The 14,278-nt window shown below is 48.8% G+C and carries 12 protein-coding genes; 2 read left to right on the forward strand and 10 right to left on the reverse strand.

Annotation, left to right across the window (positions count from 1 at the left end):
- Nucleotides 1-6 precede the first annotated feature (6 nt).
- The 5 genes from AC0LWM_RS01495 to AC0LWM_RS01515 all read right to left on the reverse strand — a co-directional run bounded on the left by AC0LWM_RS01495 (nucleotide 7) and on the right by AC0LWM_RS01515 (nucleotide 5,724).
- The gene (locus tag AC0LWM_RS01495) at nucleotides 7-1,146 is read right to left on the reverse strand and encodes a toxic anion resistance protein (protein ID WP_474673130.1); all 1,140 of its coding nucleotides are present in this window, start codon (nucleotides 1,144-1,146) and stop codon (nucleotides 7-9) included.
- Between the two features lie 23 nt (nucleotides 1,147-1,169).
- Nucleotides 1,170-2,855 carry a vWA domain-containing protein gene (locus AC0LWM_RS01500; protein WP_474673131.1) on the reverse strand — a complete coding sequence of 562 codons (1,686 nt, stop codon included), beginning with the start codon at nucleotides 2,853-2,855 and terminating at the stop codon, nucleotides 1,170-1,172.
- 13 nt (nucleotides 2,856-2,868) lie between these two features.
- Nucleotides 2,869-3,606, reverse strand: coding sequence for a hypothetical protein (locus AC0LWM_RS01505; protein ID WP_474673132.1), 738 nt, complete (start codon nucleotides 3,604-3,606; stop codon nucleotides 2,869-2,871).
- Nucleotides 3,607-3,809: 203 nt separating this feature from the next.
- On the reverse strand, nucleotides 3,810-5,186 hold the full coding sequence (locus AC0LWM_RS01510; protein WP_474673133.1) for an MFS transporter: 1,377 nt from the start codon (nucleotides 5,184-5,186) through the stop codon (nucleotides 3,810-3,812).
- A 112-nt stretch (nucleotides 5,187-5,298) separates the two neighbouring features.
- The gene (locus AC0LWM_RS01515) at nucleotides 5,299-5,724 is read right to left on the reverse strand and encodes a MarR family winged helix-turn-helix transcriptional regulator (protein WP_474673134.1); all 426 of its coding nucleotides are present in this window, start codon (nucleotides 5,722-5,724) and stop codon (nucleotides 5,299-5,301) included.
- Between the two features lie 241 nt (nucleotides 5,725-5,965).
- On the opposite strand from AC0LWM_RS01515, the gene AC0LWM_RS01520 reads away from it, so the two are divergent.
- Both AC0LWM_RS01520 and AC0LWM_RS01525 read left to right on the forward strand, forming a co-directional pair.
- Nucleotides 5,966-7,120: an MGDG synthase family glycosyltransferase gene (locus AC0LWM_RS01520; RefSeq protein ID WP_474673135.1), complete on the forward strand. Its 1,155-nt coding sequence runs from the start codon at nucleotides 5,966-5,968 to the stop codon at nucleotides 7,118-7,120.
- Nucleotides 7,121-7,255: 135 nt separating this feature from the next.
- Entirely contained in the window at nucleotides 7,256-8,320 is a 1,065-nt protein-coding gene (locus tag AC0LWM_RS01525) for a serine hydrolase domain-containing protein (protein ID WP_474673136.1), read from the forward strand.
- A gap of 7 nt (nucleotides 8,321-8,327) precedes the next feature.
- Here the strand turns inward: AC0LWM_RS01525 and AC0LWM_RS01530 are convergent, their stop codons facing one another.
- The 5 genes from AC0LWM_RS01530 to AC0LWM_RS01550 form a co-directional block, all read right to left on the reverse strand.
- Complete coding sequence (locus AC0LWM_RS01530; protein ID WP_474673137.1) at nucleotides 8,328-9,740, reverse strand: arsenic transporter; 1,413 nt, start codon at nucleotides 9,738-9,740, stop codon at nucleotides 8,328-8,330.
- 138 nt (nucleotides 9,741-9,878) lie between these two features.
- Nucleotides 9,879-10,685 (reverse strand): Nif3-like dinuclear metal center hexameric protein, encoded by an 807-nt coding sequence (locus AC0LWM_RS01535; protein WP_474673138.1) that lies wholly within the window; start codon nucleotides 10,683-10,685, stop codon nucleotides 9,879-9,881.
- A 25-nt stretch (nucleotides 10,686-10,710) separates the two neighbouring features.
- Nucleotides 10,711-11,604 (reverse strand): carbohydrate ABC transporter permease, encoded by an 894-nt coding sequence (locus AC0LWM_RS01540; protein ID WP_474673139.1) that lies wholly within the window; start codon nucleotides 11,602-11,604, stop codon nucleotides 10,711-10,713.
- Nucleotides 11,605-11,616: 12 nt separating this feature from the next.
- Nucleotides 11,617-12,543 carry an ABC transporter permease gene (locus AC0LWM_RS01545; protein ID WP_474673140.1) on the reverse strand — a complete coding sequence of 309 codons (927 nt, stop codon included), beginning with the start codon at nucleotides 12,541-12,543 and terminating at the stop codon, nucleotides 11,617-11,619.
- A 75-nt stretch (nucleotides 12,544-12,618) separates the two neighbouring features.
- Complete coding sequence (locus tag AC0LWM_RS01550) at nucleotides 12,619-14,169, reverse strand: ABC transporter substrate-binding protein (RefSeq protein WP_474673141.1); 1,551 nt, start codon at nucleotides 14,167-14,169, stop codon at nucleotides 12,619-12,621.
- Nucleotides 14,170-14,278 lie beyond the last annotated feature (109 nt).

The raw sequence follows: 14,278 nt of genomic DNA on the forward strand, positions 1-14,278 counted from the left end.
TTCGGCTTACAGCCCTAAATGGTGGCCTTTTTCCAATCGAACGATCTGCTTCTCGCCCTCATCGGCCAAATCCCGGAACTGATTGATCGTTTCGCGCATTTTGGGCAGCGCTTCCTGTTTGTAAGTACTAATGGAATCCAGCGCGGACAGCACGTCGGCAAAAGCTTGTTTGAGCGTATCGACCGAAATATTCGCTTGAAGCGACTGCTTCTGGATCTCGGCTCCTTGATTTTTCAGCATTTTGGACGTGCTTGCAATCAATTCGTTGGTCGTTTGGTTCAAGAGCTCGATCTTCTTGAGCACGATCTTCTGATTGTAGAGGGCGCTGGCTACCGTTATGGAAATTTTGAGCGCCGAAATCGTTACGTTTTTCGCCCGGTCCACCCCGCGGATCAATTCTTTGTTGTTCCGGATGACTACCTCGATGGCCATAATCCCTTGCTGGTTGACGACCAACATCTGCTGCAAATCCATCACCCGCTGACGCAGCGGGAACAGTACTTCTTCGGTGATGAAGCGAATTTTGTCCGGATCTTCATTTTGCAGTTTGGCGTTTTCAATTTGCGCCGCGATCGATTCATCCATCATCGTCCCGAGCTGAATTTCCTTTTGCAGCTTCTTGGTCAAATCGCGAAGCGCCTGCTGCTCGATCTCCAGCGTCGTGTTATCGTTCTTCAGCGTCGTCTTGCCTTTGTCCAACGAGACCACGATATCCGCGATGACGGAGTCGGCTTTCTGGTACTTGAGGAAGTAGGCTCGCAGCGGGTTAAACAGCTTGCCCAAAAATCCGGTCTTCGCGAAATCCACCATGCTCGGATCCAAATCCTTCAGCTGCATGTGCAGTTCAGTGAGCCCTTTGGCCACTTGGCCGCCCTCATCACCCGTCTTGGATAGATTCCCTACCGACACTTGAAGCAAGGAATTTTTCTCCGACGACGATCTCATCGTACTCATGCCGAAACCTTCGATCGATTGCAAAATCTCTTTGCGCTTCTCCAGCGACTCGACGTCCAGCTCCATAATCGCGGCGACATTGGAATCCGCCATCGCCTTAAGCTTGGCGACCTCCTCGGGTACGGGCTTAACCTCTTGCTCGATCACGGCTTTGATTTCTTCCGGACTTGCTACTTCCATCGTAAATGACATGGTATTCCTCCTTCGGTTATCGGTTACATTTGAACGTTAAACAAGTTTCCGAGCTTATAGACGACATCGTCCGTATCCGCATTGATGCTGGCAGCCTCATTGATGCCGGAAATTTCCTTGAGCGCATCGATGTTGGCATTATAGCCCACCGTATAGATAGGAACTTGGAATTTTTCGATTAATCCTCTGATTTTATTAAGCGAATAGCCTTCGTTCGTCTCGCCGTCGCTCAAGACGAAAATAATCGGTTTCTGATTCGGATTGACGGCCAATTCATCCTGAAGCATCTTCAGCGCCACGACAACGGCATCGAACGTAGCCGTGCCGCCACCCTCTTGAAGACTGTTCACTGCGCCGACGAACAACGATTGCTGATTCGTATTGAATTTACCGATCGGCAAGTTGATGGCCACGGAGCTCGAATAAGATACGAGGCCGATGCTATTGTCTTTCCCCAAATATTTCTGGCCTTTCAGCAAAGACTCCTTTAATCGGTTCAGAGGTTCTCCCGCCATACTGCCGGAAACATCGGCGACGAATACCGCGGCAATCGGCTTGCCGCCGTTTTTCTTCTCTTTCCATACTTTCTGCGCGGACGTCAGGACGCTGCCATCCACGACGGCAAGCTCCGACTTGTAATCTTCGAGCTGATTGAAGCCTTTTTCCTTCGCCGATTGCTGGTACTTATCCTGCGCGACGAATTCCGCAAACTTCTTAATGATGTCCAGCTTCGCCTTCGGCACATCGCCTACCGCGTATAACGGGCTGTCATGCCTTACGCCAAAAGGAGTGAACACATAACCGCCTTTCAAATCCGCCGCGTTGACATACGTTTGATATTCCAGAACGAACCCGTCAAGGCTCCCCGATTTGGCCGCTTCGCGCATTTGAATTGTAGTGGACGCAATAAACGGCACGTTCGCTTGGAATTTCTCAAATCCTTGCACGGCTTTATCGCCCAGAATATTGGTGCTGTCGAACGTATTAAGCGCCGTTACAAGGAAGTTTAAGCCTGTCGAGCTGGCGAACGGATCGGTATAACCCATCGTGAACTCGTTATTCGCGATCGCTTCGGTTACGGATTTGACGGTGATTTTCCCGTATTTGCTTGTTAAAGCATCGTATTTGGATTTGGAAATGACAATACCGGGAACATTGCCAACGAGACGTTTCGTGATCAGCTGGGTTTTCACGCCGCTCGCCTTCACCATCTCTCCCCACAGCTCGTTGGATGGCGTGAACGCATCCGGTCTGTACTTGCCCGATTTAATATAGTCCGTCGCCGTACCGGAAGCGATATTGCGAATCTTGACCGAAGCGGGTTTCCCGTTGACGGCGATATTCGCTTTGTTGAACTCGGTCGCGACCTCCGTCAACCACCCGTCAACGCCGGAGCCCGACTTTTCCGTGGACGAAAAAATTTCCGCGAAATTGTCCGTCGTATTCTCGACGGTAATCGGATATTTCGAAATATCCGGCAGCGACTCGCCTACGTCGATCGGGTTCAGGTCGATCTGGCCTTTGATCGGCGTCTCGACCGTGACCGACAGATCGGAGTATAGCTTGTTCAATTGCTTGGCCGCATCCTCCGACGTCACCTGGGCTTTGGATTTCCCCCAGTTCGATGTCATGTTGACGCCGAGATACACGAGCACAAAAACGAAGATCAAGATACCTAATACGAGGAACACCCTATTCTTCTTTGCCAAACTTAGCACCTTCTCACTGTTTATAATATTTGGTTTGTTTAATTAACGAGTCGATCTCTTGAATGCAAGGCATCGAATCAAAATCACCGGCATCAAAGCTATCCAGGCGGGAAATTTCGAGCAGCAGCTTATCCAGCTTGATCAAAATTTCCTCGTTCGTGCCTAAAGATTCTTTCATGAAGGACAGAAACTCGTTGTACAGGTTCATTTTTTCTTGGTAAATCTCCGGCGAAAACCGCGTCGGCTTCTGATTTCTAATCCTCTCGAATTCCGATTCGTCGTAGACGTCCAGTCTATTCAAAATGCTCCTGACGTTTAGGTAAAATAACTTCTCTACCTCCCGAATGACCGAAGCGAACTTCTTGAAGCTGAGCTCCGTCGGATCGAATTTCTGATTCAGGACTTGGAGCAAGGTATCGGACTTCTTCCTCAATCGTTCCATCTGTTCCAGGGCGAGACGGACATCGCCTTCCAGCGCTTTAACGCGGCTGAAACGAGTCAACGCCGCCACGAAATCTTCATGAGTCGTGATTTTCCTGACAGGCGCAACAACGGGCTGTTTAAACAACCACGCATAGATTCCGTATACAATTGCAAGTGCACTCGCGAATAGCAGCGTGACCCCGAATGCCGTTGAAAACGCGCTTCCCCCGATTTCAACCCCTATAAATCCGGGCGAAAGCACGAGAACATTCAATACAACCACGCCGATGATAAGTCCAAGCAGTTTTATGTATTTTAGACCGTTCAATTGTTACACCTCCTCTAGCCCCATAAGGAAATACGTCCGAATTGCGAATAAGTGGCATTTTTTTCTGTATACATAAAACTTATGTATTGGACATTCGACATATTTCCTCATTTTCCTTTTTGTAACTCCTTTTTGGTAGCGGCTGTCAAAAATATAGACAAACAAAAAAACGGCATTTCTGCCGTTTCGTTATAAGGATGAAATCAATCGCGTCTCTTCGCAATCCGGAACGAAGCGATAAAGCTCAATAATACGAGTAGCAATTGAATAAACAAGGCCAACATGATCCCTGTAAAGATTCCCTGGCTCAGATGTTCACTTATGGCAATCAAAGCTCCGCCGATGCCGATGCTTACGCCCGGACTGAAGGCGTCGACGAATTGAAGATAGGCGGAAACCTCTCCCTCCTCGCCGGGCCCGGCGTGCTGAAGCGCAATGGCTCCCGTCGTCGGATTCGCCAAGCCGATGCCGAAACCGGTCACGATTTGCGAGACAACGGCAAATGCGATTCCGCCGCTCTCGAACCCTACCGCGGCGATAACGAGCGACACCCCTACGATCATTAGACCGATACCGGCAATCACCCGTTTTTTTCTGCCGCGGCCAAGATCCCTTTCATCCAGTTTGGATTGAAGCCAAGCTGCGGCGGACCAGCTTAACGAACCCCCGGCGACGATCAATCCGGCCAGGTCTGCCGACATCCCTTTCACCTCCGTAAAAGCCAATACGACATAGCTCTCCGTAGCAACATAACAAGCAAAATATAATCCTCTGGATACAATCGTTGCGGGCAGCCCTCTTCTGACGGAAAATGTCCCTTCGGGGAGCAGCTTTCGCAGAGGCCATGCCATGATGATCAACCCGATCAGGGAGAGCAGAACACCTTTCCAATCGGATATGAACCCCAATCCGGCCAATAGCAGCCCCGTTCCGACGGTCAACAACAAGGCGTATCCTTCTTTGCGGCTGTTTTTATGAACCGTGTTATTGGCCGCTTGAAGCTTGCGAAACGAAGGAAGCGTCAGCAATACGGAGAGTGCGATCAATGGCAATACGAGCCAGAAAACGAATCTCCACGATACGTATTCTGCCAGCAACCCGGCAATATAAGGCCCGATCAATGAAGGCAAAATATACGCGCTCGAAAACGCGGCCAAAATTTTCGTGCGGAGCGCATCGGGATAACTTAATGTAATGCTGTAATAAACGCAGGTTACGATTGCCCCGGCACCAAAGCCTTGAAACGCTCTCCCCGCGATTAACATCGGCATATTCACCGAGGTTGCCGCAATCAGAATACCGGCCACAAACATAATTATCGCGATGGCAAACGAACGATACACGCCGATTTTGCCGATTTGCTGGCCGATGACCATCGTCCCCAATATTTGCAACAAAAGAAAAGCGCTGAATATCCAGCCATAAAGATGAATACCGTTTAATTGCTGTGCCAATTCGGGAGCGATGGTCGTAATCGCCAAGCCCTCGAACGCCACCGTAGTAACTGCCAAAATGATGCCGATCGTTAGCGCTCGATAACGAGCGTCAAAAATTCCAGTCTTACTCTCGCCTTTTTCCATTGCTGCACCCCTATCTAGTTACGATCTTTCACGATCAGATAATAGTCTTGAATATAGTTGCCATAGCATCTATATACCTAAAAAAAATTACAAAGCGATAATACTTGAAATTTTATAGGTCCTTTACGTTGTTATACATCACAGCAAGTATTCTTCTGAACGTTTCGACTTCTTCCTCGGATAAGCCCTCGACTGTCTTCTTATAGGCTTCGATCGACGGCTCAAGAATTTCCTCTTTGATCTCCCTGCCTTTGGCGGTTAAGTAGACACGTAACGCCCTACGGTCCGTCTCATGGGTTACCCGATGAACGAAGCCCTTCTTTTCAAGCTTGAACAGCATCCGGGCGATGTTCGTTTGATCTTTGTACAGCCTTTCCGCAAGGTCTTTTTGCGTGATCCCCTCCTTTTCCCAAAGAATGACTAAAATTTCCCATTGGTCTACCGTAATATCAAAAGGATTTACGACCTTCTGATAATAATTGTTCAGCTTCAAATCCGCCCGGTGCACGATAACCCCGATATACTTTTCTAATTCCAAGGGCAGCCTCCTCTATGCTTGACATGACTATAGTTGCTATGACCATTATAATTTTGGCTATTCACGGTGTCAACCGATTCCAAGCTAATATTCCGATTACAATTCTATTGTATTCTGAACTTGACTTGCACATTGCCCTATTGAATTTTCAGTTTAGTGCATTCCTTAGTATCAAATCATTATGATCCTGACATTACTAAGTGTGTATCTATGTTATGAAGAAAAAAGCGGGTGAAACGTTGTGAAGCACAATCCCAAAATTATGATTCTAACCGCCGGTTACGGAAATGGACACATTCAAGTATCCAGAACTCTTCAGCAATCATTTCGCAAGCATGGCATCGACGATGTCAAGATTATCGACCTTTATCAGGAAGCTCACCCCGGTCTGAATTTGATCTCGCAGTATTTGTATGCGCAAAGCTCGAATTTCTCGATTTACGGGTTTAACTATTATGGTTGGAGTTATTATATGACCAAAGATATGGAACGCAGCAGCCCACTTGCCAAATGGCTCAAACTTCCAGGGATGAAAAGTCTGGTCCGCATCTTGAAAGAAGAGAAGCCGGATGCCATCGTGAACACGTTCCCGTTCGGAGGCGTCTCCGAACAGCTGTCCAAACTTGAGCTAGACATCCCCCAATTTACGGTCGTGACGGATTTCAGCCTGCATAACCGCTGGCTTCTTACAGACTCGGACCGGTTCTACGTAGCGACCGACGATTTGAAGCGCGATATGGTCCGCCGCGGCGTGCAGCCGGGTAAAATCATTGTCAGCGGCATACCTGTGCGGGAGTTTTTCTATGAATCGCAAGCCGGTCGAGGCAAGCGCGAAGACTCGCGTTCCATCCTCATTATCGCCGGAGCTCAAGGCACTTTGCCGGGCATCAAACAATTGGCCGGAAGTATGCTGAAGATACCGGGCGTATACGTGGACATTATATGCGGGGCAAATGATAAGCTTAGACGGGAACTCGGGCGCCGTTTCAAATACGAGCCCCGTATCCGGTTGTTCGGCTATGTCGAATCGGTCCACGAAGCGATGCGTCAAGCTTCCTGCGTCGTTACGAAAGCCGGCGGCATAACGTTGTCCGAACTTATTCAAATCGGCACACCGATCTTGATCTTCAAGCCGTTCCCGGGACAGGAAATGGAAAACGCCCGTTACCTGGAAAGCAAGCAGGCCGCTTTGGTATCCGCGAACGTGAAGGAAATCGTGGCTCAGGCCAAAGAATTGTTCGATTCCGAAGAACTCAGGCAAAAGCTATCCCAGTCTTATGGGACGTTCGCCGCAGGACGTGCGGCCGATACGATCGTTCAAAATGTGCTGAAGACGGTAGCCGGCAGATCGACCATATCTTTCAATTCCGAGCTTGAGTATTCGGGAGTGCTGTAATACAGACATGGAAGTCCACGGACATCTTCGTGGGCTTTTTTGATGTAACTCTTGATTTTTGTTGTTAATATTTACTATAAATGATATCATATCAATATTAAAATAAAAGCACATGCTGCACGAGGGGGAGTTTGCTTGGATAACCTGATTACAGAAATCATGTCGCAAAAACGCGTTCATAAGTGGGCCGCTCGCCCAAACCATCAAGTAACGGTAGGCCTGATTCAGAATTCCGAACGAACGATATGGACCGACGAACCATCCAATCAAGTTGACTCCACGAATTTGATTTACGAGATCGGTTCGATTACGAAAACGATGGTCGGCCTGCTGCTTGCAGCCGGAGAACAAAACAAACTATGGAGCCGTTCCGATCGGCTGTCGGATTTCGTTCCGGATTGGTCCTCCAGCGCTTTTGCGGGCCAAACGACGCTGCTCGATCTTGTTACGCACACGTCCGGCTTGTCCGATGTTCCAGGGAATTTTAAAGCCGCCATCGCCGACCGTTTGAATCCTTACGCGAATTATGACGATGCCCGCCTCATCGAAGCGGTTCTATCGGAGGAGCCCAAGAAGATGAAGAGGCACCGCTATTCCAATTACGGCTTCGGCTTGCTGGGCTGGCTGCTTTCCAGGCGACTCGGCAAGAGCTTGAATGAAGCGCTGATCGAGCATGTTTTTAACCCTCTTGGAATGGCAGATTTGGGCACAGGCGCGAGCCGAAAGTCGTCCGGTCATCTTGTTCCCGTTTTCAACCATAAAGGGAAACCGACACCGCATTGGGACTTTCTCGACACGCTCGGTGGAGCCGGGGCTGTCCGTTCGACGATGAACGATATGCTCCAATACGTAGAGGGGCTTCTTGGCGGCCATGACGAACAACCTATTCATTCCGCGATCGAGACATGCTTGCAGGAGCATTATGCCATTATGCAAGGCCGAGGAATCGGCGTTGGTTTCGGCTGGATGAGGTTCAAGGAAAAGGATGGCAGCATTACGCATTGGCACAACGGAGGCACGTACGGATCAAGTTCCTTTATTACGTTTAATCGCGAGAAACAATCGGGGTTGGTTATTTTATCCAACAATGGCTCCTCGATTTGGTCCCAGCTGTTGCCGATGATTGGCATTCGATTGATGTCTGTCGATGAATTAGCCTCGATTTTCACTAAGAAGCTGTTTGCAGCGGAATCGAATTGAAAATGATTTATGCGCCTTGATGTCCTCTTTTGGCAGGATTATTGCCCTGTACAGTTTTTATAACAATTGCGACCACCGTGAGCAGCAGGATAATTGCGATGATGCATAACCATACATTCACATGTAGGGTCTGAATAATATACAGCCAGATATAAAGACCGATGAGGGTAAAGAGTAGTGTTGGTACAGTGAGGAGGATACCGATTTTAAAATAATACCCCCAGGTGATCTTAACGTTTTTCGTCGACAACACATGAAGCCATAGCAAAGTGGCCAAAGAGCCGATTGGCGTGATCTTTGGTCCCAAATCCGAACCGATGACGTTGGCGTAGATAAGCGCCTCGCGAAGGATTCCCTCGGTCTGAGTGCCTTTTATGGCTAAAGCGTCAATCATGACGGTCGGCATGTTATTCATGATGGACGATAAGATCGCCGCTATAAATCCGGTACCTACGGTTGCAGCGAACAGTCCGTTGTCTGCGACAGCTTGAATGACCTTACCTAGAGCATCCGTCAGCCCAACATTTCTTAGACCGTAAACCACGACATACATACCGATGGAAAACACGACAACTGCCCATGGAGCTTCTTTGATGATCTGCTTTGTTTGAATAACGGAACTTCGTCTCGCTGCTAAAATGAATATAATAGCGACAACCCCGGCAACGATAGAAACCGGAACGTGAATGAATTCGCTTAACAGATATGCAACGAGCAGAAGAGCCAAAACTGCCCAGGATAAGCGGAACAGCTTGATATCCTTGATTGCTTCGCGAGGCTGTTTTAATTGTTTCACGTCATAATGCTTCGGAATACTTTTGCGAAAAAACAAATAAAGGACAAGGGTACTGACTCCTAGTGCGAAGAAGTCGGGAATGATCATTCGACTTGCATATTCGACAAACCCGATATCGAAGTGGTCGGCAGAAACGATGTTGACTAAATTGCTGACGACTAGCGGCAGAGACGTAGTATCCGCGATAAAACCGCTGGCCATAATAAACGGCAGTACCATACGTTCATCGAATTTCAAAGCACGGACCACCGCCAGGACAATCGGAGTTAGAATCAGAGCTGCACCATCGTTCGCGAAAAATGCGGACACGGCAGCGCCAAGCAAGATGACGTAAACGAACATCAATGTGCCGTTGCCCCGAGCGATTCGCGCCATATGCAGCGCGGCCCATTCGAAAACTCCAATCTCGTCTAGAATGAGCGAGATAAAAATGATCGCAACGAAGGCCAAAATCGCATTCCATACGATCAGCGTAACGTCCCTCACATCACCGAAGCTTACTACACCAAAACTAAGAGCAAGTATGGCTCCCCCCATAGCCGGCCAGCCGATGTTCAATCCCTTCGGCTGCCAAATAACAAAAACCAACGTGATAAGAAAAATGAGAAACGCAATGTAAATCATGTGAAGCCCTCCTGAGTTAACCGCAGCATTCATTTTCTTCGCAAGCAACCCACCATTTTACAGACTCCAAAAGACCATCGCTGCGACCGCGATGGTCTTAACAAATCCATTGTAGAACATAAACGTCGGATATTTAACCTACAAATAACGGAAAGGCTCCTTCGCATCGACGAAAGTGACCGGAGTGTCTCCCGCAAGGGTTTGAAGCCATTCCGCCATGTGCTTCATTCCCCATTCCTCGGTGCGTTCATGGCCGACGACGAGCATTCCCTTATTGAATCCAAGCATCGTCGCATCATTGACATAAGCGCATAGCGTCCACTCCGTAATCTCGCCGCAAATCATGACATCCAGCTCCTTGTCCCTCATCAGCTCCATCGGCATCTGCTCCCGGCCAAGGCCCAAGCTTCCTCCGCCGACCAGAATCCCGATTCGGGAACACGGCGTGTCGGGATGACCTACGACCCGCAGAACGTCCATGGACAATTTCTGTTTGAAAAAAGACGCCAGTTCTCCTATCGTTGTCGTCTCGATCTCATAACACCAAGGCGAATCCTTGTCGATCTGTCGATTCTCCCAGCCGAGTTCCTTGATAAGACCGTCATAGATCCGATCCGTATGCGCGAGATGCATATGGTCATGGTATCTCCAAATGGCAATCCGGTGATCATCGATCAACTTCTTCTTGGCCAGATAGACGGGGTCCTGCTGAAGCCACTCCAACTCGTCATGCCCTGTAAAATAAGTCGGCTCGTGTGTAATGATCATGTTCGCCCCGATCGCGATCGCTTCCCGAATCACATCGACCGTTGCCATAAAAGTCGTAACAATCCCTTTCACTTCCATGTCAGGGTCGCCGCTTGCCAACACGTCTAATGTTTTCTCCAACTTCCTCCCGCCGCAAGAGTCCAGCAGGACCCGATCGATAACCTCTTGAACCTTCATGCTTGCAATCCCCTTTCCATTCGCATTATCCTTTAACGGCGCCGACGACGACTCCTTTAATCAAATACTTCTGAAGAAACGGCATCACGAGTACGACAGGCAAGATGCCGATGACCGCCATGGCCATTCGTATGGCCGTGCTCGGAAGCTCTACCGCGCTTGCGCCAAGAATGCTGCTCGCTTGGCTGGACTTCAGGAATTGTATGTTGTTCATCAACCGGATGAGCATGTTTTGGATACCGTAATACTGAGGTTTCGTGACGAAATATAGCGCATTGATCCAATCGTTCCAATAAGCCAATCCCATAAACAATCCTACGGTCGCCATGACCGGAACGGATAACGGCAGCATGATCCGGAAGAACGTCCGCAGCTCGGATGCCCCGTCGATTTGAGCGGATTCGATGAGATCGACCGGCACGTTATTCTTGTAATAATTTCGGATCAACAAAACATGAAAGCCGTTGGTCAACAAATTGGGCACGATCAGTGCCGCCAACGTATCCTTGATATGAAAATATTTGGTCCACATGATGTAGGAAGGAACAATTCCTCCGCTAAACAACAGGGTAAAGAAGACGGCAAAAGCCAATACGTTATGATATTTGAAATCTTTCCTGCTCATTGGATAAGCGAGCATACTCGTGATCAACAAGCCGATCCCTGTCCCCAAGATCGTGATCAAGAAGGAGACGCCGTATGCCCTAAGGAAGGTTGAGGCTGACGACACCATGTAAACATAGGCATCAAGACTCAGCTTTTCCGGAAAAAAGCTGTATCCTTCTCGAATCAAGGCGGATTCGTCGGTAAAGGAAGCGACCAAGATTAAGATAAAAGGCAAAAAAGCAAAAATGGTCAAGAATCCCATGACGACCGCAGAGAAAATCGTAAATGCTCGTTCCCCTCTAGTTTGTATCACCGGCTTTTCCTCCTAAAACAAAGCATTGTCCTTGTTCACTTTTTTGACGATCGCATTCGCAAGCATGACAAGCGCGAATCCGACCAGCGACTGGTACAACCCTGCCGCGGCGGACATGCCGATATCGTTAACCTGCATGAGCGCGCGATAAACATAGGTATCGATCGTTTGCGTCGTGCTGTATAAAGCTCCCGCATTCATCGGAACTTGATAGAACAGGCCAAAGTCCGAGTTGAATATTTTACCGATCGACATCAGTCCCAGAATGACGATTGTCGGTTTCAGAAGCGGCAAGGTGATCATCCGAATTTGCTTGAGCTTGCCGGCGCCGTCGATCTTCGCGGCTTCGTAGATGCTCTTGTCGATCCCTGCGATAAACGCAAAGTAAACGATGGACCCGTATCCCGCCGTCTTCCACATCTGAATGAGCACGAGCAAATAAGGCCAGTATTTCGGCTCCGAATACCAGTTGATTTCCGGTATGCCAAGGGGGCGCAGAATCGAGTGGTTGATGAACCCGCTGTCCGCATTGAGAAACGCAAAAACGAGGTACGAAAGCACAACCATCGAGATCAAGTTCGGCAGCACCAAACCCGACTGGAACAGTCTGGAGTACACTTTGTTTAGCAGCTCCGACATGAGGATGGCGATCGCAATCGAGAGGATCGTTCCGAACACAATGAAGGCTGCGTTATAGAGCAGCGTGTTCCGGGTCATAATCCATGCATCGCTTGTTTGGAATAGAAACTTAAAGTTGTCGAAGCCGATCCAGTCGCTATGGAAAATGCCTTTGGTGTAATCCACGTCCTTAAAGGCGATGAAAACGCCGATCATCGGAATATAGTTGTTGACAAGAAAATACAGCAATCCCGGAGCGGCCAGCAGGAAGAGCGGAAGCGTCTTCTTGAGCCCGTTTGATTTTTTCGTCATGGTTGTCATACCGGAATTCTCCTTCATGATGCAAAGCGGGCCTGCTCGGGCAGGCTCCACTTTGCAAAACGCTTTATTTCTGACTTATTTTTTCTGGGAAGCGAGCCACTGGTCAAGCTGCTCCTGCTTGCTCTGAATAATCGTCTGGGCCCCTGCATCGTTTAACGCTTGTACGAATTTTGGAATTGTCGTATCCGGATCCAGCGATCCGCTTACGAGCCCCGGCAAATATTGATTCACCACATTGTTGACCGCGCTCATTTGCGATTTCACTTTGCTTTGGTCGAAGATGAAACCGAAATATGGGGACCTCTGCGTTTCTTTATTTTCTTTCAGCTTCAACTCAACGTCCGACCAATTGACTCCTTCAAGTTGGTACTGCAAAGATTCGGATCCGACGATCCCCGTGCTCAGCATGGCCGTATAAGGAACGGTCGAAGCGTCCTTGCCTTCGGGAAACTTCACATGGTGCTCGTCAACCTTGACGTAGTCTTCTCCTTCGATCCCGTAAAGAATCGTATTGATCAGATCGGCATCGCTGTACAACAGATTCAGAAACTTGACGGTCGCTTCAGGCGCTTTCGTTGTGCTTGCGACCATCCAGCTGACCAAATTGACGGCCCCTGTCTCGAAGTAGTATGGAGCGATCCGTTTCATCTCCAGATGCTTGCCCGTTTGGGCGCTTAGAGCCTTCGCCGCTTCCATGCCGCTGTATCCTCCCAAAAACGAGAAGCCGCGTCCGGAGGCAATCATTTCAGGGAATGCGATCGAGGTCGATGCGGCATCCTTCTGCAAATAACCTTTATTAAACCAATCCCTCATCATCTTGACGCCGTTTTTGAAGATGTCCGTTTCGTAGAAGTTCACGACTTTCCCGTCATTGCCGATGACGGCCCCGACGCCGGTCGTGTCCGATAAGAAGTCGACTTGATTCGCCCCTCTTAACAGGAGCATCAGCATCGTATCGCTCGGATTCACATTGAGAGGCCCAAACGGGGTGACGTCCGGATATTTCTTCTTGACGGCATCGAAAATCGCGGGCAAATCCTCTACCGAGTTGATGTTTTCAGCGCTATAGCCCACTTCTTTCAACATGTCCGCGTTGTACACGAAATTAACCGGGATCGACATCCCCTTATTCACCGGAATGCCATAGATATGACCGTTCATCGTGGTCGATTTCAGCAGACCCGGTCCGAAATCCTTATCCATAATTGCGGTCATTTCTTTCCCGTATTTGGGGAGCAGCTCGTCGAGCGGATAAAGCTGGTTTTTCGAGACATAGCTTGTAAATTGCCCGAGTGTCGTAAACAGATCCATTTGCTCGCCGCTTTGCAGCGCCAAGTTGACCTTCTGGGCGTAATCTGCCGGACCGTAAACTTTGAAATCGACTTTCACGCCAATTTTTTCGGTCGTTATCTTATTGATGGCATCCGTTATTTGGCTTAAGTCATCGGGAATTCGATTAAACGACGGCATCGCGAATACGATGGTTTCGACTTTATCATTTGTTCCGGCAGCACCGTCTTGCGATTTTGCGGGCGATTCTGCCGAATCATTGCCGCATGCCGCCAAAATCGAGCCGCACATTACCATCGACAAAACTAATGACGTTATCCCCTTTTTTCTGCTCACGATATAATCATGCCTCCTGTTCTGATTTGATTCGCTTTCATTTTATCCCTCAAGACCCCCGCATGACTTTAAAAAAAACGAAATGTTTTTTCAAAAACAAGAGAAGGTC

The sequence above is a fragment of the Paenibacillus sp. sgz302148 genome, assembly GCF_056120465.1.